Source organism: Algoriphagus sp. 10J20-15 (genome assembly GCF_055809615.1).
The window spans coordinates 23,880-44,131 of record NZ_JBVVUG010000028.1 but is presented as its reverse complement, the minus strand read 5'-3'; the positions used below and the strand labels follow the sequence as shown (position 1 = coordinate 44,131).

General features: G+C 42.6%; 23 protein-coding genes. 1 reads left to right on the top strand and 22 read right to left on the bottom strand.

Going from position 1 to position 20,252, the window contains the following annotated elements; genetic code table 11:
- Positions 1-268: 268 nt before the first annotated feature.
- The 22 genes from AC0L6R_RS10950 to AC0L6R_RS10845 form a co-directional block, all read right to left on the bottom strand.
- Positions 269-604 (bottom strand): hypothetical protein, encoded by a 336-nt coding sequence (locus AC0L6R_RS10950; protein WP_473271247.1) that lies wholly within the window; start codon positions 602-604, stop codon positions 269-271.
- Positions 552-1,589 (bottom strand): hypothetical protein, encoded by a 1,038-nt coding sequence (locus AC0L6R_RS10945; RefSeq protein WP_473271246.1) that lies wholly within the window; start codon positions 1,587-1,589, stop codon positions 552-554. The genes AC0L6R_RS10950 and AC0L6R_RS10945 overlap by 53 nt, the downstream gene beginning before the upstream one ends.
- On the bottom strand, positions 1,567-2,529 hold the full coding sequence (locus AC0L6R_RS10940) for a DUF1593 domain-containing protein (RefSeq protein WP_473271245.1): 963 nt from the start codon (positions 2,527-2,529) through the stop codon (positions 1,567-1,569). Before AC0L6R_RS10940 ends, AC0L6R_RS10945 begins: the two co-directional genes overlap by 23 nt.
- A gap of 126 nt (positions 2,530-2,655) precedes the next feature.
- Positions 2,656-4,086: a DUF1593 domain-containing protein gene (locus AC0L6R_RS10935; protein WP_473271244.1), complete on the bottom strand. Its 1,431-nt coding sequence runs from the start codon at positions 4,084-4,086 to the stop codon at positions 2,656-2,658.
- Between the two features lie 30 nt (positions 4,087-4,116).
- The gene (locus AC0L6R_RS10930; RefSeq protein WP_473271249.1) at positions 4,117-4,392 is read right to left on the bottom strand and encodes a putative collagen-binding domain-containing protein; all 276 of its coding nucleotides are present in this window, start codon (positions 4,390-4,392) and stop codon (positions 4,117-4,119) included.
- Between the two features lie 60 nt (positions 4,393-4,452).
- The gene (locus tag AC0L6R_RS10925; protein WP_473271243.1) at positions 4,453-5,592 is read right to left on the bottom strand and encodes a glycoside hydrolase family 140 protein; all 1,140 of its coding nucleotides are present in this window, start codon (positions 5,590-5,592) and stop codon (positions 4,453-4,455) included.
- Positions 5,593-5,681: 89 nt separating this feature from the next.
- On the bottom strand, positions 5,682-7,127 hold the full coding sequence (locus tag AC0L6R_RS10920; protein WP_473271242.1) for a nucleoside hydrolase-like domain-containing protein: 1,446 nt from the start codon (positions 7,125-7,127) through the stop codon (positions 5,682-5,684).
- Between the two features lie 41 nt (positions 7,128-7,168).
- On the bottom strand, positions 7,169-7,420 hold the full coding sequence (locus AC0L6R_RS10915) for a hypothetical protein (RefSeq protein WP_473271248.1): 252 nt from the start codon (positions 7,418-7,420) through the stop codon (positions 7,169-7,171).
- A 26-nt stretch (positions 7,421-7,446) separates the two neighbouring features.
- Complete coding sequence (locus AC0L6R_RS10910; RefSeq protein ID WP_473271241.1) at positions 7,447-7,638, bottom strand: hypothetical protein; 192 nt, start codon at positions 7,636-7,638, stop codon at positions 7,447-7,449.
- Positions 7,638-8,198, bottom strand: coding sequence for a nucleoside hydrolase-like domain-containing protein (locus AC0L6R_RS10905; protein ID WP_473271239.1), 561 nt, complete (start codon positions 8,196-8,198; stop codon positions 7,638-7,640). The genes AC0L6R_RS10910 and AC0L6R_RS10905 overlap by 1 nt, the downstream gene beginning before the upstream one ends.
- A gap of 11 nt (positions 8,199-8,209) precedes the next feature.
- Complete coding sequence (locus tag AC0L6R_RS10900) at positions 8,210-8,605, bottom strand: nucleoside hydrolase-like domain-containing protein (protein WP_473271238.1); 396 nt, start codon at positions 8,603-8,605, stop codon at positions 8,210-8,212.
- Between the two features lie 7 nt (positions 8,606-8,612).
- A complete protein-coding gene (locus tag AC0L6R_RS10895) occupies positions 8,613-10,106 on the bottom strand; it encodes an FGGY family carbohydrate kinase (protein ID WP_473271237.1) in 1,494 nt (497 codons plus the stop codon).
- Between the two features lie 51 nt (positions 10,107-10,157).
- The gene (locus AC0L6R_RS10890) at positions 10,158-11,132 is read right to left on the bottom strand and encodes an ABC transporter permease (protein WP_473271236.1); all 975 of its coding nucleotides are present in this window, start codon (positions 11,130-11,132) and stop codon (positions 10,158-10,160) included.
- The gene (locus AC0L6R_RS10885; protein ID WP_473271235.1) at positions 11,129-12,649 is read right to left on the bottom strand and encodes a sugar ABC transporter ATP-binding protein; all 1,521 of its coding nucleotides are present in this window, start codon (positions 12,647-12,649) and stop codon (positions 11,129-11,131) included. The genes AC0L6R_RS10890 and AC0L6R_RS10885 overlap by 4 nt, the downstream gene beginning before the upstream one ends.
- A 1-nt stretch (position 12,650) precedes the next feature.
- Positions 12,651-13,157 carry a DUF2291 family protein gene (locus tag AC0L6R_RS10880; protein ID WP_473271234.1) on the bottom strand — a complete coding sequence of 169 codons (507 nt, stop codon included), beginning with the start codon at positions 13,155-13,157 and terminating at the stop codon, positions 12,651-12,653.
- 114 nt (positions 13,158-13,271) lie between these two features.
- Positions 13,272-13,427, bottom strand: coding sequence for a hypothetical protein (locus AC0L6R_RS10875; RefSeq protein ID WP_473271233.1), 156 nt, complete (start codon positions 13,425-13,427; stop codon positions 13,272-13,274).
- Positions 13,402-14,232, bottom strand: coding sequence for a substrate-binding domain-containing protein (locus AC0L6R_RS10870; RefSeq protein WP_473271232.1), 831 nt, complete (start codon positions 14,230-14,232; stop codon positions 13,402-13,404). Before AC0L6R_RS10870 ends, AC0L6R_RS10875 begins: the two co-directional genes overlap by 26 nt.
- A gap of 16 nt (positions 14,233-14,248) precedes the next feature.
- Entirely contained in the window at positions 14,249-14,809 is a 561-nt protein-coding gene (locus AC0L6R_RS10865) for a transketolase family protein (RefSeq protein WP_473271231.1), read from the bottom strand.
- Positions 14,785-15,120: a hypothetical protein gene (locus tag AC0L6R_RS10860; protein WP_473271230.1), complete on the bottom strand. Its 336-nt coding sequence runs from the start codon at positions 15,118-15,120 to the stop codon at positions 14,785-14,787. The genes AC0L6R_RS10865 and AC0L6R_RS10860 overlap by 25 nt, the downstream gene beginning before the upstream one ends.
- A gap of 110 nt (positions 15,121-15,230) precedes the next feature.
- Positions 15,231-16,055, bottom strand: a complete 825-nt coding sequence (locus AC0L6R_RS10855; protein WP_473271229.1) for a transketolase — start codon at positions 16,053-16,055, stop codon at positions 15,231-15,233.
- A gap of 95 nt (positions 16,056-16,150) precedes the next feature.
- On the bottom strand, positions 16,151-17,566 hold the full coding sequence (locus tag AC0L6R_RS10850) for an L-fucose/L-arabinose isomerase family protein (RefSeq protein ID WP_473271228.1): 1,416 nt from the start codon (positions 17,564-17,566) through the stop codon (positions 16,151-16,153).
- 25 nt (positions 17,567-17,591) lie between these two features.
- Complete coding sequence (locus AC0L6R_RS10845; protein ID WP_111611323.1) at positions 17,592-18,368, bottom strand: DeoR/GlpR family DNA-binding transcription regulator; 777 nt, start codon at positions 18,366-18,368, stop codon at positions 17,592-17,594.
- Positions 18,369-18,930: 562 nt separating this feature from the next.
- On the opposite strand from AC0L6R_RS10845, the gene AC0L6R_RS10840 reads away from it, so the two are divergent.
- Positions 18,931-20,226, top strand: coding sequence for a nucleoside hydrolase-like domain-containing protein (locus AC0L6R_RS10840; RefSeq protein WP_473271227.1), 1,296 nt, complete (start codon positions 18,931-18,933; stop codon positions 20,224-20,226).
- The last annotated feature ends 26 nt before the right edge of the window (positions 20,227-20,252 follow it).

Sequence of the window (20,252 nt, the reverse complement as noted above, 5' to 3'; positions counted from 1 at the left end):
CACCTCTTCTACTCCAGGTATGAAGGAATGTAGTCTCGTAACCAATCAGCCAGAATTAATTTATCTTTCTGTTGAATTTCTGCCTGTGAGTGCTTGAGCGGGGCAATCACGATCAATGATGTGAGAAGGATAACAAAGAAGTTAGCCTCCATAGTCTGGGTTGATTTCATAGGTTTGTTGGGTTTGTTGTTAATATTAAAGGTTATGGGCTTGGTTAAAATTTGTATTCATTCATGTTTGATCTATTTCCAAGATAGATTTATGGTCTTTAATTGAAAGGAGATTTAATTTTTGACTCGATAAAACTGCTCATTTCCTTGTGATCCGTTTTTTCAGTAAAACCAAAAACACATATAGCTTCTGTGCCTGTGTATGCACGCTTGTCTTCATCTCTTCCAAAACTGAAAATCACCATATTTTCTCCCTGTCTCCATCCTTCATCACCTGCCGTAATTGGTCCTACGTCACGAACACCGGCATAGAATACTTGCTGGTCCTTTGGGTCGCTGTCTGCTAAGTAGAAAAATGGAGAGGGGAATTTATTTCCAAATTCAGGTTCTAAGTAGCCTAGACCTCCTGAATTTGATTTCTCGGTGTACGCCATCTTTTAACACGTAATAGTCTTTCTCCACAGAAGCTTCTTGCTCTCCCCCAACCGGCCCTTCAAACAGAAATGCATACTTATCATCAGCTCTGATGATTTTGATTGTTGCATGAGATGGAAAAAAATGGTACTCCAGTTCATAGGAAGGATTGGAGCTTCTCATGATCAGGTGATCACCAGAAAGGCTGTCTTCAAAAGCTATTTTCTTTCCACTTTCATCCACCCACCATGAGGTGGAGTTGCTTTTGCGCTGTGGATGATTAAAGTTTCCCTCGCCGAAATTTGGCCAGCCTCGGTATTCATGTTTACCGCCTGCATTGGAGGACTTGTTGTATCCTCGATCGGCATCATTGCCAATCCAGTCGTTTCCTGCCTGATCAAAAGCACTACTAAAACCTGTTTTTCCTTCGGTCTCACCATTCTCAAAATACCAAGTGCCACCTGCAGCGGCGATTTTCCAACACATGTTGTCGAAATGGCGAACTTTAGTCACCAACACCGTATGTGGGAATGGAGAATAAGGACTACCTGCATCTGGTTCTAGGTTTTCAGAAGTAGGCGAACCTTCCACCTCGATAATCATCCTTCTGTAGGCGTATAAATTAGGCTCACCATCGTCATAGACTTCCAAGATTACATGAATAGATCTTCCGGAGGCATTCGAAGGAATATGGACAGTAGCTTTGGAAGAAGTGCTATTCTGAATTTCCACTGACTCTTTATACGTACTTGGCTCAGCATAGAAAGACCATTTGTAGCTCAAAGCATCTCCGTCAGGATCACTCGAGCCTTCAGCACTCAATGTGATTTTTTCTCCTGAAGAAGCGGACATCCTCAGCACCTTTCGAGATTTATCTCCATTGAGTATGGCTGTGGGATGGTGGTCAGCATCTTCATATTTGCTGCTAATACTCCAGTCCATCCGTGCCGCAAAATCATTGTTATATCCTTTGTTCCATTTTTTAATGGCCTTCGGCTTTTTCATCTGTATTTCCATACATCAAGTAAGGGTCATATTGTGTTTCTCCGTCTTCCTGAATTTTAGGAACCTCTGACATACTTCGTATCCCAGCTTTTTTGGTGAAACTGAAACGACCTCCCCAGCCACCTTGATCAATCTGCTCAGGGTCATTGAGTCCATTGGGATAGATATGCATGAATGCAGGCGTGTCTCCTTCCATTGCCCATTGTGTATCTGGATATACCCGTCCAAGCGGCCCATGTCCTTGGATGTGTTCAGCGGCGTATTCTTTTGGAGGTTGCCAGCCATAGACTCCAGTTGCTCGGATATAGAAAACATCCGGGAAGTTTTTGGCAATCCAAGCACCAGCATCGTCTTGCCCTAAGACATCATACAATCTTAGCTTTGACAAAAACTTCTTCAATTCTGCTGGGCTACGGGTTTCTCTTACTTTCCAAATCGCTTGAGCAATGGTATTCATTCCGCCCCATCCCATTACCCAAAGAGGCCGTGGATCATCCTTGTCTGCTGCTGCTATGATGAGTTCTGATCCTGGGCTGTCCTTTCCTGTACCCACGTCGCTCATACCATAGCCATCTTGTCCCATAACAGCAATGGATTTAAGGTATTCAGGTGTTGGGAAACCAGCAGCATGGACTGTAAGGTTTGGATAAGCTTCTTCATAAGCATCCAAAATCACATCTAACATAGTTGTATTGTCCTGCGTTTTTTTCCAGCATCCTGTAGCTACAATTAATCCTTCAATGTCAAATTCATTTGAAGCGACCAGCTGACGAACTAAAGATTGCTCGTCATCTGGATCAGCTCCTAGGTCGGTGGTATTGATTATTCTAGGTTTGTATGAATTACTTTCATTTTCCTGTTGTTCGGCCCTAGTTTTATGGGGAGAATAAAAAAGTAGTGCAACTATTGCCACACAGAAAATCAATTGGTTAGGCTTCATGTAAAATAGGTTTGGGTTAATTGTTAATTGACTTCAGATCGATAGTGGTTTTTTTACTGTGTCCAGCTCTCACTGCTTTTAAATTTCAATAGGTTTAATAGTTAGGCATTTTGATGTGTGACACATCTAAGGATTCACTTTGACAATTATCCTTTTATAGCGCGTTAGGGCAGGGGACCCTTGGTCTGTCACTGCCAGAATAATGTGCATTTCTCCATATTTACCTGGTTTAGGAACTATGAAGAACGCATTTGCCGTATCTGCATTTTCTATCTTCAATGGAGTAGCAGTTCGCCCACTCGCTAGTGTATAGTCTCCAGGTTCACCATAGTGAAACCAGTGGTAGTTTAAACCGTCCCCATCTGGATCGCTGCTCTCGTCGGCACTGAGTTCGATTCTATCTCCAACTTTGGCTAAAATGAATTCTGGAGTTTTCAGTTTGATTACTGGTGGATGATTTGCATCCTTGTAGTCTTTGATTGTCCAGTCCATTCTAGCTTCGAAATCATTTTGGTAGGCCTCTCTCCAGCGCCAGATTGTTGCTTTATTCGTCGTATGCCAATTTCCATCTGCACCGTACACTTCATCCATGGCATCTGTCCAAAGTGGACGTGTTTCCGGCTCAGAAAACCAACTTTCTGTTCTAGGTTGGTAAAATTCATATCGACCTCCCCAGTTTCCGTAATCTGGTCGCTCCGGATTTTCCATGCCGGTATGAATCAAATGCATAAAACTCGGGGAATCTCCCTCCATGAGGAATTCCATGTGGGGGTATTCGGCTCCCAAGGGACCTTTGCTGCGGATATGCTCGTCCAGCCAAGGATTGTCCACGATCTCAAAGTTTCCCCCAGCAAATCTGCCGTGGAATTTGTCTCCGCTTATGCCTGACCAAGTTGCGAAATGATAAGCTCCCAGTGCGTGGATCCCAGGACTTGCTATATAAAAAAGGTTCGGGAAAGTCTTTCTCAGCCAAGGGCCGCTATTGTCTTGGTCGGATATCGTGTAGACACGGAGTTTCGCTACAAATTTTGCGAGGTCTTCAGAACTTCTGGTTTCTTTGATTTTCCATAGTGCTTGGGCAAGACAATTCGGTCCTCCCCAAACAAGAACCCAAACAGGTCGGTCATCCTCCTTATCCACTGTACTGATGATTAGTTCAGACCCATCGGAGTCCATTCCTTTCCCAACAGCTTCCATCCCATATTTTGGGATGCCTTCTTTCACGATTGTTCTTAGGTAGTCAGCGGTGGGATAGCCTTGCTCATGTTTTTCTAAGTTGTCTCGCACTTTGCTGTAAGCATCCAAGATTTCAAGTATTCTCCAAGTTGCAATCTCATTTTGCTGATGTATGGAAGTGGTGGCCACAAGTCCTTCTACATCCCATTGATTGGAGTATGTAAGAAAGCGAACCAAGGACATCGCATCGTCAGGTTCATTTTCTATATCTGTCAGGACGATGATTCGTTCTTTTTCTGTGCTGCTTTGGGCAAATAGATCGACCTGTCCGTGGAGTAGAATTCCGACTAAAATCGTCCAATATCTAAAATACTTCTTCATTATTTGATGGGTTTGATGCTTTAATGAGGCTTAGTTTGATGTTAGAATGAGGATTGCGTCCTCCCAACCAGTTGGTGGCGTGATTATTCGAGATTCACCAGTTTGGAATGATTCAGCCGTACTTTCACGCCCTTCCATCGGATCAAACCAATTTGCTTCAGCGTCTTTATCTAGGATGTTTTTAACAGTTGCCTCTGAATTGTCAGAGAAATAGACCAGAATTTTCTTGCCGGAAGAGAGTCTGACCGCTGCTTTTAGGCTTTCGTTGTCACTTTCAGTTCCTTGTAGAATGCTTTGGTCAGGAATCCATTCAGACCAATTATTTTCGATAAGTAAGTTTTTTGCCAGCTGCGCAAACTGAACTGCTCAGGGAAATTCAAAGCTTGTTCCAGGTAAAACCACAATTGTAGTTCCCTTGAGTACCGCGCATTGCCCAAATAGGGCCTGCTCCATAAGTGTGGCCAGCTCCTCCAGCAAAAAATGTATGGTATACTTGTCGACGCAAACGGAGAGGAGTAATATATCCGCACTCTTGACCGTAAGCTCCAAATTCGTAGGAACCCTCAGGAATAGACTTGGCTTCTTAGGATTGTCCAGATTGTATTCTCTTGCCATAGTTGGATATACTTCATTGACCTGTGTCCATACTTCCACCCCATTGGCTGTGATCCAAGCATCTTCATGAAACCAAGTAGAGGAGTTGTCACTTGGGTCTCCATCAGGGTGATAAGTGAAAAAAATGTCCTTCCATGCTTGATCAGCTTTATTCCATTGAACTGTTTTGCCAGTGACCCCATTGGCTATCCCTTCTGCCATTGCCCGGAAAATGGAACGCCTGTCCACATTTTTTTCTGAGATCGTATCTGAAACTGCAAAATATTTTCCTTTCGCATCTCCACCCAGAACCCACAGTATGTGAGGTTCTGTCTTATATCTTTTTCCTAAAAAAACACCGTATTCTTTAGCCTCCTGCGCTGTAAACTCTTGATGAGCACCGCTAAATTGATCTGTGATATAGGCACGTCCCCAGTTTGGGAGGAGGGCTACATACATATTTCTTTTTTTGATCCCCTCGATGATATAGTCTACATGATCCCAATAATCGTTTGGTGCGTCAGGAGATCCCCCAGACACAACTAGCGGTTTCGCAGTGTTGGGGTTGTCTTCTCCACCGGTGAATGGACGATGACCATAAGCATTTGCAGCATTGTGCGGGCCATTTTTTAACCCACCTCCGTGAGGATACCAGAACGCCACAGATTGGATGACATTGAAGCCGAGTTGCTGTCGGTTATCAAGGTATCGATCTACTTCTTCGCGAGTTAATTGCTGAAACATACCCCATCCAGTATCAGCCATCCAAAGAAATGGTGTGCCGTCTTTGTGTTCTATATAGTGACCGTTTCCTGCAACCTGGAGTTTGCCATGGCTATCCCATGGTGCTTGGGCAAAAATATTTACCGAAAATAGAAGTAGGACTAGCGTAAAAATCAACTGTCTTTTCATGGTTATTTAGGTTTGGGTTATTAGTTAAAAAGGAAAATATCTCTGAGCCGAATTGGCTTTTAATTGGATCTCTAGGGTCTCTTCTTTCTTCATTTTACTTTAATAATCACTCGTCTATACCTAGTTAAAGCAGGGCTTACATTGTCCGTGACTTCACAGATCACATGTATTGTTTGCCCAGGTTTTGCATCTTTTGGTACTGTTAGTTTTGCGTCTTGCTCATTTGACTGATTGATTGACACCTCTCCTTTGTAAGTTCCTGGATCTTGATACTGCCACCAGCTGTAGTTAAGTTTATCTCCGTCTGGATCGTATGATCCCGCTGCACTAAGTTTTACACTTGATCCTGCTTTTAGAAGCAAGTCTTCACTGTGAGCCAGCTTAACTATGGGCTCATGATTGGCTTCATCATAGGACTTGATGGTCCAGTCTGCACGTGCTGCAAAATCATTTTGCATCGCAGCAGTCCAGCGCCAGAGTGGTTCCAGATAGTCTGTGAGTTCTTGATCGTTGGGGATTTCCTCCTTAAGCCGCTCTCTTCCCCATGCTGAGTTTCCATACCATCTGCCTTCAGGGTAAGTATAAGAGGAATCCAACACGGGGTCTAGCCAAGTATTTTCTCGGACTTTCACATATCTACCACCCCAGCCTCCATAGTCTGGAGATTCCATGCTGCGCAAGCCTGTAGGTATGGTATGAAGAAAAGCTGGAGAATCTCCTTCAGATCTAAAATCTCCCTTGTCAAATCCCTTGTCACCTTCTTCATGGGCAGGATACATGGACAAAAGTGGGCCGTGTGCTTCCAGGATATTTTCATTCATCCAATCTGCAGCAAGGTATTTCTGCTCAGCTTCTGGCAAATACTTTTTCCAATGATAGAAAATGGCAATAAACTGGTCCGAGATGATCGTGGGAATATTGTATTTGCCCCAGACTGGGCGAATGTATTTCTGAAACGTATCGTCTTGTTCCCAGATGAAATAGAATCGGATTTTACTAGCTACGGCATCCATTTTTTCTGGATGATCTTTCTCTATAGTTTTCAATGCTCGAGCAATAGTATTTGTCCCACCCCAAGCCTGTATCCAGATTGGTCTTGCGTCAGATTCATCCAACAATACTTTTACGATATGCTGAGATCCCGCTGTGATTTTTTCCATTTCACCTTCCGTCTCTACATTGCCTAGAAAGGTTCTGGACTTGAGGAATTCTGCTGTAGGATAATCCTTATCATGCTTAAGCAAATTGGGTTGTACTTTGGCGTAAGCATCCAAGTAGGGTACAGCCCAGTCATCTCCAGCCCATTTGTGTCCATGCCAGTGGTATTGGGAACTTGAAGTTATGATCCCCTCAATATCCCATTCGTTGGCATAAAGGAGAAAGCGAACCAAAGAGCATTCATCATCTATTTCCCCATCACTTGTTACGATGACACGTGGTTTTTCTGTCTTTTCCTGAGCAATAAGATCAGAACCTAAACTGCTGATTAGAATAGCTAGGAGTATGGATTTAGGAAAATGGATAAGTAGGTTCATGGCTGTTATGTTTCACATTTAAGCTGCTGGTACATTAGGTTTTAAGGTTTCACAGTTACTATTACACGGGTATATCGCGTCAGTGCTGGACTACCGTTATCAGTCACTGCACAGATTAAATGGATGGTTCCAGCTCCTTGCGGTACTTTAAAAGAAGATTGCGCTTGATCAGCGTCTGTCAGTCTTACCTGCTCGCCTGCATTTGCAAGAGTGCTTGGCTCGGTATGAACATACCAATGGTAGCTAAGTTTATCTCCGTCTGGATCTTTGCTGCCAGCTACACTTAGTTTGATGGTGTCACCAGGTTTGGCACTCTGATTCAGCTTGCTTTTAGTGTGGACAATTGGAGGATGATTTTGCTTTCAGCATAGGTCTTTACGCTCCAGTCTGCCCGAGCGGCAAAGTCATTCTGCATCGCATCAGACCAGCGCCACATAGGTTTGAAATAAGTGCTGCGTTGTGCTGTAGTAGAGTTGGAACCTTCACGTAAACTCTGCTCTTCCCCAACCATTACTTCCGTAATCGCATCCTACCTTCTGGATACTCATAGCCAGAGACAGGCACTGAATCCAGCCAGGTATTGTCACGGACTTTTACAAATCTCCCTCCCCAACCTCCATACATTGGTGATTCCAAACTTCTCAAGCCTGTAGGAATGGTATGTAAAAGAGCTGGGGAATCTCCTTCAGAGCGGAAATCACCGTTTTCCATAGCGGGATAAAGTGCAGCTAAAGCACCGTGATTTTCAAGAATATTGGCTTTCATCCATGGACCCTCAAAATATGGAATCATTTCTGAAGGTTGCACCTGAACCCATCGATAGGCAATCGCCTCAAACTCATCCGCGATGATGGTCGGAATATTATATTTCCCCCAATTCGGACGAATGTATTCCTGATAAGTCACATCCTGCTCCCAGATCAGATACAGACGCATCTTGTTAGCTACATATTCCATTTTGTCAGGATGGCCTTCTTCGATGCTTTTCAAAGCTCTGGCTAGTGTATTCGTCCCGCCCCAAGCTTGAATCCAAATAGGACGATCATCTGTTTCATCCAACAAAACTTTCACTATAAGCTCTGCTAACCGGGAGTGATTTCAGTCATTTCACCTTCAGTTTTCACGTTGCCTAAGAGCGTTCTTTCGCGTAAAAATTCTGGGCTAGGAAAATCAGGATCATGCTTTACCAGGTTTGGATAATCCTTGGCGTAGGCATCCAAATAAGGATCAATCCAATTATCACCAGGCCAATTGTGGTCATGCGCATCATATTGTGAACTGGAGGTAATTATGCCTTCTACATCCCATTCATTCACATAAAACAGGAAACGGACGATAGAACATTGATCATCTATTTCTCCATCACTGGTAACCAAAACACGAGTTTTCTCAAATTTCTTTTTTTGAGCCATTCCTTCAGAAAAACCAAGGAGGAGTAAGGCAATAAGTAGAAAAGGTATTTTGGCTAGGTATTTCATGGGGATTTCAGGTTTGGGAGTTTTTTTTGCCAATTATTTTTTTCCATCCCTCATAATAGCCAGCTACTTTCTCAAGAGTTTTCTCAGGTAAAGTGCTAGTAGAACTTTGATTAAAGGATTTAAGCTGGTCTATACTTTCATAGACTTTGGAGTTTAGGCCTGCCAAATAGGCGGCACCCAAAGCAGATACATCGGCAATAGCTATGTTGGTTACTTTGCGCTGAAGTATGTCAGCTAAGAACTGCACCACAAACTTGTTTGAAGTAATCCCTCCATCTATTTTTAGCTCTGTTAGTGGCGTCCCGGAATCGGCTTCCATGGCGACGATCACATCTTTGATCTGGTAAGGAACAGATTCCACAGCTGCTCGGATTACATGGTTTTTGGTTGTTTCGAAAGACAATCCTTCAATGGTTGCTTTGCGATTCATGTCCCAATGAGGTGCTCCCAATCCCGAGAAGGCCGGAACGATATAGACGCCTCCATTGTCGGAAAGGGAAAGGCATATTTGCTCCAGTTCTGATGCGTTTTCAAAGAGACCCAGTTGATTTTTGATCCATTCTATCGTGGCACCGGCAGAGACTATTATTCCCTCCAGCGCATAATCCACTCGATTTTCTGTGCTCCAGCATATCGTAGTGACCATTCCATTTTGAGAAGTTTTTGGTTCCTTTCCAATATTCATCAGAATTGAACTGCCCGTTCCCAGCGTGGCTTTGGCACTGCCTGGTTCAAAACATCCTTCCCCAAATGCAGCGGCATGAGAGTCCCCAATCATCGACGAAATGCTGATTTGATGATCCAATAGACCTTCCAAATTGGTGGTGCCAAAGTGAAAAGAAGAGGGCTTTAATTCTGGTAAATTCAGTTTGGATAAACCGAAATCAGACAATAGCTCCTGATGCCAACAAAGCTCCTTCAGATTGAAAAATAATGTTCTGGATGCATTGGTATAATCAGTCAGGTAAGATTGACCTTTGGTTAATTTATAAAGCAACCAAGTGTCAATCGTTCCAAAATATGCTTCTCCCTGATCGATTGCTTCTTTGATCTGAGGCTCATTTTCATAGAGCCAGATTACTTTGGTTCCCGAGAAATAAGGGTCAATGATCAAACCGGTTTTCTCGTTGATTTTTGATCCCAAACCTTCTTTTTCCAATCTTTCACAGATGGCTACCGAACGCTTGCACTGCCATACAATAGCATTATAGAGTGGTTTGCCAGTTTTGTCCCACAGAACAAAAGTCTCTCGCTGATTGGAAATCCCACAGGCTTTAATTTTGCTCAAATCTCCTTTTTTGGACACAAAGCCACCCAGACATTTACCAACAGAGGTTAATATGTTTTGGTAAATCTCCTCAGGATCTTGCTCCACACGGTTTCCTTCTAAGTAGTGGGTTTTGAGAAGTTCTGTCTCCTTGTGCACAGCATTCCCCTGCTCATCGAAGATGATGGTTTTGGTACTGCTGGTTCCTTGATCTATTGCTAATATGAAAGACATGTTTCTAATTTCTGTTGTTAAATCGTTTCATAATCTGACCTATATGGACGATTACTCACTCTTTTGATTCGACTTGTCGATAATGACAGCTAGTAGGATCACCATCCCTTTGATTACCTGCTGCCAAAAAGGAGAGACATTCATGAGAACCAAACCATTATTCAGCACTCCTATAATGATCGCGCCGAGGACTGTTCCCCAGATTGTTCCTCTGCCTCCGGAAAGTGAAGTACCACCAATCACCACTGCTGCAATTGCATCCAATTCATAACTTATTCCGGCATTTGGCTGGGCGGAATCCAGTCGAGCTGTTACCAGCACCCCACCAACGGCTGCAAGCAATCCAGCAATGGAATACACCCATATTTTAACTTTGTTAATCGGAATTCCAGAGAGTCGGGAAGCATTTTCATTTCCTCCTATGGCGTAGATGTATCTTCCAAATCGGGTTTTGCTAGTAAGAATAACTGCTGTGATTACCACTAGACCTGAGATCCATACCGGCATAGGTATTCCTAAGAACCATCCCGTTCCTAAGAACCCGAAACTATCTCCCAGTCCTGTGATGGGATGGCCTTTTGTCCAGAGCATAGTGAATCCACGGGCCATGGTGAGCATGGCCAGCGTAGCGACAAAAGGAGGAACTTTGAATTTGGTGACGGCATACCCATTAACAAATCCTAAGCCTCCGCCGATTAAAAATCCGGCTACTATTGCACCTAAAACTGTGAATCCAATAAACAGATTTAATGAGGGAATGCTGAGTCCATTTTTCAATAAACCTGCCGTCACTGCTCCGCAAAATGCCAAGATAGAACCTACAGAAAGGTCAATTCCGGCGGTTAAAACAACCAGTGTCATTCCCACCGAGATACATACGTTCACAGAGATTTGGCGCATGACATTCCAAAAATTGTCCGTAGTCATGAAATTGTCTGTAAGCAATGCCAAAGCCAAGCATAAGACGAATAATGCGATAAGTGACTGAAACTGGGCTATGTTAAAGTTTTTCTTCAAAGAGATCATTGATTCATGTTTTCAGGGATGCAGGCATTCATTATGTTAGTTTCGGTGGCTTCTTCACTTGAAAACTCGGCGGTGATTTCGCCTTCAGACATGACTAATATTCTGTCTGAAATAGCCAGTATTTCGGGGATTTCAGAAGAAATAACCAGAATGGAAATACCAGAGGCGCTTAATCGAGCAATAAGCTCATAGATTTCATTTTTGGCATTAATATCTATTCCACGCGTAGGTTCGTCCAGCATGAGCACGGTGGGATTTCGCTCTATCCACTTTCCTAGTATTACTTTTTGCTCATTTCCACCACTCAGATTTTTGATTGCTTGATCTTCGTTGTGAACTTTGATTTTCAGGGAAGCGACATGTTTGTCATAGAGTTTGGTATGTAGGGCATCGCTCAGAAAGCCGAATTTGCTGACCTTCTCAATCACAGTAAGGCTTAGGTTTTTTGAAACCGACATTCCTGCTACAATTCCATCTTTTTTGCGGTCTTCAGGTACCAGAGCCATTCCCGCATCTATTGCTTCAATGGGACTTTTGAAGCCTGTTTTCTGGCCATTGAGTAGGATAGAGCCTGTCAATTTGCGGTGGTTAAGCCCAAAGAGACTTTCGCAGAGCTCTGTTCGTCCTGCTCCCATCAATCCATAAACTCCCAGGACTTCACCTTTGCATAAATCGAAACTAATATCTTTTAGTAAAGGACGTTGGGGATTTTCAGGATTGAGTAAACCAAGGTTTTTGACTTCTAAGACTTTTTCTTCTGTACAGTTTTTGGTGGATTTTTTGACCACTTTCACTTCACGCCCTGCCATCATATTGATGAGTTGAGCACGGGATATTTCTGAAACTCCCCCTTGACCGACCACTTTCCCATCCCGCAGCACTACAAAATCATCTGCTAAGGCAAAAAGCTCATCCAGTTTGTGCGAGATATAGACAATGGCTTTACCCTCTGCTTTTAGTTTATTGATGATTTCGAAGAGGACTTCCACTTCGCTTTCCCCGATGGCTGAAGTAGGCTCGTCCATAAAAACTACCTCAGATTCTGTGAGTAGGGCTTTGGCGATTTCTACGATTTGCTGTTGGCCAACTTTCAATGTACCTACCAAGGCTGTTGGTTCTACTTCCAGTTTGAGTCTGGTTAGTAAAGCTTTAGTCTTGTTGATCATTTTCTCGCGATCCAAAAAGCCAAATGCATTGACCAATTCTTTTCCCAAAAAAATGTTTTGAGCTACCGTCAGGTAAGGAATCAGATTTAACTCTTGGTGAATAATTCCAATTCCCATTTCCTGAGCGTCCTTAGGTTTGGAGAATTTAATTTCTTGGCCTTTAAAGAGAATTTGTCCTTCAAAATCAGTGTAAATACCTGACATGATTTTCAAAAGGGTAGATTTTCCTGCGCCGTTTTCACCGATTAATGCGGTTACTTTTCCTCCTTCCAGACTGAGATTGACATTACTGAGGGCAGTAACTCCAGAGAACTTTTTGGTTATTTCTTTTACTTCCAGTAGTGCCGTCATGCTAGGAGGAGATTTGGAGAGTAAATGGCATAACCTCGAGTTGGTCTAGATTCAAATGAGCTTTGTTGAGTTCAATAGCTCCTTCAAATTTCACTGAATCTCCCTCTTTTACTTTGGATCTGAAGCTTGGTATTACTTCTTGGCGAATCCTGTCATTCATTGCCTCAGAGATGCTGTTGAAATCCGCAGTGTCTTCGTAATCGTTGATTTTGACCAATCCTGAAGCATCACGGAGGGCATTTCCAAAAATGAATTCCGTTTCAATTTCTATGATAAGAGAACTGCCTACTTGAAGCAGCACATTGTTTTCATTTACAGCGCTGACTATGCCTTCTCCTTTCACGCGGAAATAGCCAATATTGCCAATACCTAAGGCATGACTATTTTTCTCAAATGTGCTGTTTACGTCCTGATTGAAACTGTCAATTAGTTGCGATATATCAGTGCAATCTTGGTAAGCCTTTGAGAGATCCTGATTCCAGATGCCGCTCAACATAGGCTTTCGCATTGAAAACCGTTTGCTGATTTTCTGCCAGTTTTTGGTCTAGAGGCTGGATATCAGATTGAATTGTAACCCACAAGAGCTAATGCAACTACTCCAATGCCATATTTTATAGCTTTATTATTCATCACTTCCGTAGGCTTCGTACTCATGTACATTTTCTTGATTGACCATTTCTACAGTCACAGGGACTTTTTGTGCGAAATCCCGTTTGCCATTGAAGTACTCCAATGCGTAGTTGGCGGCTGTTCTAGCGATTAGCTTTGGGAATTGCATTCCGGTAGCTAGGATTTTTTTCTGCTCGATGGAGGTGATCACATCGCTTGCTCTCGTCAAAGCCAAAGACCATGACTTGTTCTGCCTTTCCTGCGGCCACTAAAGCCTGATAAGCTCCCATGGCCATGCCGTCATTGCCGCAGAAGACTCCTTTGATATCTGGATGTACCTGTAAAATAGACTCCATTACTTCCATAGCCTTGTTTCTGTCGAAGTCAGCATTTTGCTGAGCGACCATTTGTAGGTCAGGATAGTTATCGACTACAGAGTGAAATCCTTTCGAGCGACTCCAGGTATTATTGTCTCCGACTAAGCCCAAGATTTCTACGTACTTTCCACTTTTATTCAACTTCTCAACGAAGTATTTGCCTATAGCTACGCATCCCGCGTAGCTGTCTGAGAGGATTTGACTGGTTGCTGCGTCCGTAGCGTTGATCTCACGATCCATGCAGAATACAGGGATTTCAGCTTTTTTGGCAATTCTCACATTCGCGATCGAGCCATCCGCATCTGTGGGATTGAAAAGTATAGCGTCGTAGCCTGAAGAGATGGCATTTTCAAAGTGATCTGTCTCCAGTGCGGTATTATTTTGGGAATCAAAAATAGTAGCCTCAAATCCTAGCTCTATGGCATGGTTGGCTGCAGTCTCTGCCAGCACTACAAACCATGGGTTATTGAGTGAGGAAATGATTACGGCCACTTTTTTAGGCTGATCCTGCTTTTCAGACTTCTGGTTTTGGCAGCTGAATAATATAGCGGTGAAGAGGAGCAGGCATACAATTTTTATGGGTTTGAAATAGGTCATTTTGGGTGGGTTATTGTTATTTCAAAAGTGTTTCGGCCTGCGCCAAAATACCATCTCGGGATATGCCGTAGTGATTGAAGATTTCTCCCTGTGAACCTGTCACGGTATATTCATCTGGTATTCCGATGATATGGAATCGGTTTCTGGCTCCTTTTTGGAAAAGGTAGGAAGCGCAGGCTTCGCCCAATCCTCCGTTTACCATGTCTTCTTCCACTGTGATAATTGGTTTGCCTTCAGCAGCCAATTCATCCAAAAGTGCTGTGTCTAATGGCTTGATTGTATGCATGCTTACTACTTTGGCAGCGACCCCATGCTTTTCTTCCAAAGCTTTTGCAGCCTGCCATGCAGGGTAAACAGTTTCACCGTTTGCGATGATGGTGAGATCATTTCCTTCACGTACAATTCGACCTTTTCCAAATTCAAACTCTTGGTTTTCTTCAGATAGGAAAGGCATGAGTTTTTTGCCAAATCGGAGATAAATCGGTTGATCCAGCTTCGCGGCTAATAGTACAGCTTGTTCCGTTTCGAAATTGTCAGCCGGTGCGACGATGATCATATTATTGATGGCTCGAAGCACGGCGAAATCATGCAGACTGTGGTGTGTGGTTCCAAGTGCCCCCCGTAAGCTGACTTCCGCACCGATTCCGACCAGTACTGACTGGGTTGTCGGAATAGGCTACATCGTTTTTGATTTGTTCCAAAGCCCGTGCAGTAAGAAAGACAAGCAGGAGAAATGGCAAATGTTTTCTTTCCTGCAGATGCCAAGCCAGCAGCTACGCCAACAAGATTTTGCTCAGCAATACCTACTTCTACAATCTGCTCCGGGAATTTTTGACCGAAGGGAACGAGTTTTCCTGAACCACGAGAGCCACGTGTCACCACGATCATCGATTTATCTATGACGGCTAATGATTCCAATGTATTCAGCCGAAAACCTCTTGGTTTGCGCTTCCCATTTTCAGGTCTGTCTCTATCATTTTATCTAATTCCATGATTCGCTAGATTAATGCTTCAGCCGCGTCTAATTCTGATAATGCTAACTCGTACTGCTCCGGGCTTGGTACACCATGGTGCCATTTTAGTACGCGTTCCATGTAGCTGATTCCTTTACCTTTAATGGTATGGGCAATTATGAAATTGGGCTTACCAACTTCGAAAGGACCGGTATTTAACGCCTCCTCCAGTTCAGCTAGGTTATGTCCGTCTACTTCCCGTACTGACCAACCGAAAGCTTCCAATTTGTCCCGTAGGGAATCTGTATTCATCACCTCTTGATTGGACCCGGTAATCTGCTGCTTGTTGTTGTCCAGAATGGCGTATAAATTATCCAGCTTGTAATGGGAAGCGGATAGAAATGCTTCCCAGTTTGAGCCCTCAGGCAATTCCCCATCTCCTAAAAGCGTAAATATTCTATGCGTTTTTTTATCCAGTTTAGCCGCTATTGCTTCTCCCACACAAATAGGTAATCCATGACCCAATGCTCCGGTATTTTGCTCTACACCATTCACCTTTTTGGTTGGATGGCCGATGTAATGGGATTGGTATTGACAAAGAGTTTCCAGATCAGATTCTGGGAAAAAACCACAATCTGCCAAGGTCACAAAGAGAGCCTCTACACAATGTCCCTTACTTTGGATATAGCGATCCCGATCTGGGTTTTTGAAGTCGTTTGGCTTTACATTAAGCACTCTGTTGTATAGTACATTCAGGATGTCCACACAAGACAAGCTTCCGCCTGTATGTCCTGCTTTTGCTTTATAAATGTACTTGAGAAGGTTTTTTCTCAGAAATACAGACTTCAGTTTCAAATCTTTATCTGTCATGTTCGGTTCTTATTAATTAGCAGTTTGTGCTAAACTGGTTTTCATTAGTATGAAAAGTTTGGTCTCAATTGAAGGAAGGATTCTTGGATGATAAACTACCCTTCGTGATGGTATACTTCCCATCCCATATAGTTTTCAAATGCTTCCTTAAGTGCTTCAGATGTGTGTGATGCATTCATTACGACGTGATGTTCAAAGCCATTTCTACAGATGTGTTTCATCAAACCTTGAAGATTAGGAATTTTGGCCACTGCTCGGTTCCCGAATGTTTTCAATTCATCATCGGTTAATACCCCATCACCAACATAAGCTTTCATGATTCCTCTGGTATCGTCCGTGCTGATTCTACCAAAAGTCAATGGGGAGGCAGGCGTGCGTCCATCCAAAGCGCCATATGTGTTTTCCACTCCTACAGTAGTTCCTAGGATAGGGGCATTGCTGATTTCAATGTCCGGGAGGAATGATTTTGCCCAGTTTCCACAGTGGAAAAGCACACATTTCTCATCATCATCTGCGTAGTTATTGTTCCAATCCACTAATGCACTCGGGGAGCCAGAAGCCAATTGCATGGCATACATACTGAGTGTTCCTGTGACATCTACCTCGCAGGCGCTAGGAATCATTCCCTCGCTAAACATGCTGGAGCTGGTGCAGACATTACATCCAAAATTTTGCTGCAAAGAAGTCCAACACTGAATGGCATTAGCATCCAGTTGATTTTCGGTCATAAAATCATTCAGTACAACATCCAGCTTGGCCATTTGAATTAGAGATTCGCTAGGAGTTTTACCTGTGGAAGCGTAGTTGTGGATTTTCTCCAAATGATCTTTTACGCGTTGATCAGATTTGTCCAGTTTATTGGCATAACCTAGTATCTCAGACAGGTCGCAGGTAACTACAGAGATGCCATTTTTCTGAAGGATTTTTTCGCTGTATCGTACAGTATTAAAGGCAGTTGGTCTTGCTCCAATTGCTCCGATACGCACATTTTTCATTCCTTTTACTACACGGCAGACACCCAAAAACTGCTTTAGATCCGCCAAAAAAGAAGGATCGGTAGGATGGACGACATGCTTGGTAGTGATTGAATATTTGATGCCGTATTGATAAAGGTTGTTACAAACGGAAATCTTGCCACACCAAGAATCTCGGCGATTTGCTACATTAAGCTTATTGAGTTCATCTGGGTAGCCTTGGATAAGTACGGGTACTTTCAGGTCCGCTAGGTGTAAGGTATCGGCAATTCCTCTTTCATCTCCGAAATTTGGAAGAACCACCAAAACCCCGGCTATAGCATCTTTATGTTTCTTGAATAGGTCTGCGCATTTTCTTGCATCAGTATAGGTTTCTACTCCACCAAGTTTGGTGTCTGTCTCATCACGGATAATTGTTTGAATTCCTTGTTCACCCAGCATTTTCAGTACTTCTATCCGTGCCTCTGTCACAAGTTTATCCGGAAAAAAGTCTCGGTTCCCAATGATTACCCCTAAAGTTATATTTTGCTTTTTCATTACGTGTGATATAGCTGACTAGTGCTTATTTAGATGTGTCTTCTGCGATGATTAATTGGATGTCGTGTTCCTTAAAAACTTCCTTATGTTTATTTTCTACCCCCTCATCTGTAATGATATAATCTATTAGAGAAAGCGCTCCCAGACTAGCAAAGGCACTTTTTCCGATTTTGGAAGAGTCTGCTACTAGATAAGTAGTGTCTGCCGCATCAATCATTGCTTTTTTGACAACTAGGTCACTAAGACTAGGATAGGTAAGCCCTGATTTCAGTGATATTCCGGCAGTTGCTAGAAAGAGTTTTTGGACATTCAGCCCTTTAAAGAAATCTGCGGCCTTTTGTCCTGTCAATGAAAGGGTAGGTGCTTTGAATTCTCCCCCTGTCATGATGATGTCAATATTTGGATTAGCGCCAAGCATTAGTGCAATATTCAGAGCGTTGGTAATTACTGTGAGCCCTTTGATGTTTACAATTTTTTTAGCGATTTCCGTGGTAGTAGAACCAGAGTCTAGAATAATGGTGTCGCCTGGTTGGATGAATTCAAGGCATTTTTCTGCGATGATTTCTTTTTCCTTTAGATTGTCTTGATGTACCAAAGAGAAGTTACGGACCTTATTTTCCACATCTTTTAGATGTACGCCGCCATGTTCCCGATTTACCAATCCATTTTTCTCTAATTTTTCCAGGTCCTGTCGAATGGTAACTTCAGTTACTTTAAAGATCCTAGCCAGATCAATGACCTTAGCGGATCCATCTTCTTTAAGCAGTTCTAGTATCTTTTCTTTTCTTTGTTTAGGGAGCATGGAATTTTTGTTTCTTGGTGAAAAACAAAAGTAACCTATTTCGAAAACTTAAGCTTTTCATTTTGTTTGCTTTCGCAAAATATTCTCAAACCTATATCTGATCTAAATTCGAGTTGTAATTGTGAACAGAATGGAAGTTTGTGACTTAGGAAATTGTTAGTGCCATTCAAAAAGAGGGGAGCCCTCCTGCTATCAGCAGAGTTCTCCCTTCTAACCCTCTAGGCCAATCTATTTATTGTTCATTAGTATGTTTAGTGATTCCCGCAGACTTTACTTTATCATTTGACTCTCTGGCGAACCCCATAGCTTTATTGCTAATCTCACAATATCGAAAGTATATGAAATAAATAATAAGTGTTTGAAGCTATTTCTAGGGTAAATCTAGCTAATAATAAAAATAAACAAAGGATTTGCTGATAAAAATTTACGTTTATTTTCTTTTTATTCTTCGTTTACTTTCTTTTTGATACATTTGAGTGTCAATTAGCAGGTATATAGCATCAATCACTTGGTTATTTGTTAGTATGGTATCTTCAGTTTCAAAACTTCACGAATGTTACGTATGAATAGAACTATAATTAGTGGGATGGAATGGGTTGTAATGATTGCTTTTTTAACATTGCTCAGCTGTAATACTGCTGAAAACGAGCGTCATAAACCCAGAGTGTTGATCAGCTCAGATATAGGAGGGACAGATCCGGATGACTTCCAATCGATGATACACTTATTGATGTATGCTGATCAATTCGAAATTGAAGGTTTGGTTTCTTCTCCTTTTGGTGATGGGAGTAAAAAGGATTTTCTGGATATCATTGAGCATTATGAAAGCGATTACAATCAACTTCTGAAGCACGCTCCAGAACTGCCTTCCCCTAATTCACTTCGGAATATCACCAAGCAAGGCGAGAAAAATGCTGCACCATTCAAAGGATATGCTGCTGCTACAGAAGGATCGGAATGGATTATTAAATGCGCGAAAAAAGAAAGTGATCAACCGCTATGGGTACTTGTGTGGGGTGGCATTGAAGATCTCGCACAGGCACTCCACGATGCACCGGAGATCAAAGACAATATTCGCGTCTATTGGATAGGCGGGCCCAACAAAAAATGGAGCATCAATGCCTATTCTTATATAGCTGAGCATCATCCGGATCTCTGGATGATTGAGGCAAATGCAACTTATAGAGGTTGGTTTATGGATGAAGATTCTCCAAAAGATGTGAAAGGTGATGCTTATTATGACAATTACATACAGGGCAGAGGTGCTATGGGGAAGGATTTTATCAAGTATTATGATGGTCGGGTCAAAATGGGGGATACCCCATCACTTGCCTACCTAATGAGCGGCGATCCAAATGACCCTATGGGTGAAAGCTGGGGAGGTAGTTTTGAGAAAATCGATCACAGCTCACGAAACATTTTTATAGATGGAAGTACTGTGGAAGATACGGTAGCTGCTTATGGAACTATTGAATGGAGGTTTACTGGCCCAGAATTGAGTATTTCAGAAGATTCGGTGGTATTTGAACTGGAAGTGCAAAATCAAATCTGGCCAGGCGATTACTTAGGCGAAGGTATGTATGGGGTAAAGTATAGCTCCAAAAAACCAGAAAAAGGAACCTACAAAACCCGAAGTGCAATTGCTGAATTAGATGGCTTGGAAGGCGGTTATGTAAGTACGGATCCTTGGCCAGGAAAGGCTTCACCCGATGATTATCAACTAGGAAATAATTGGTATAGTGACAAACTAGATCCGGCTCTCTTTATAAAGGATCAACAGGGAGCTAAAACAATCTCAAAACATAGGAAAGAGTTTTTATTGGATTGGGCGGAAAGATGGAAATGGCTTGAAAAGTAAGTATGCCTAACTCAAATTCAAAGAAA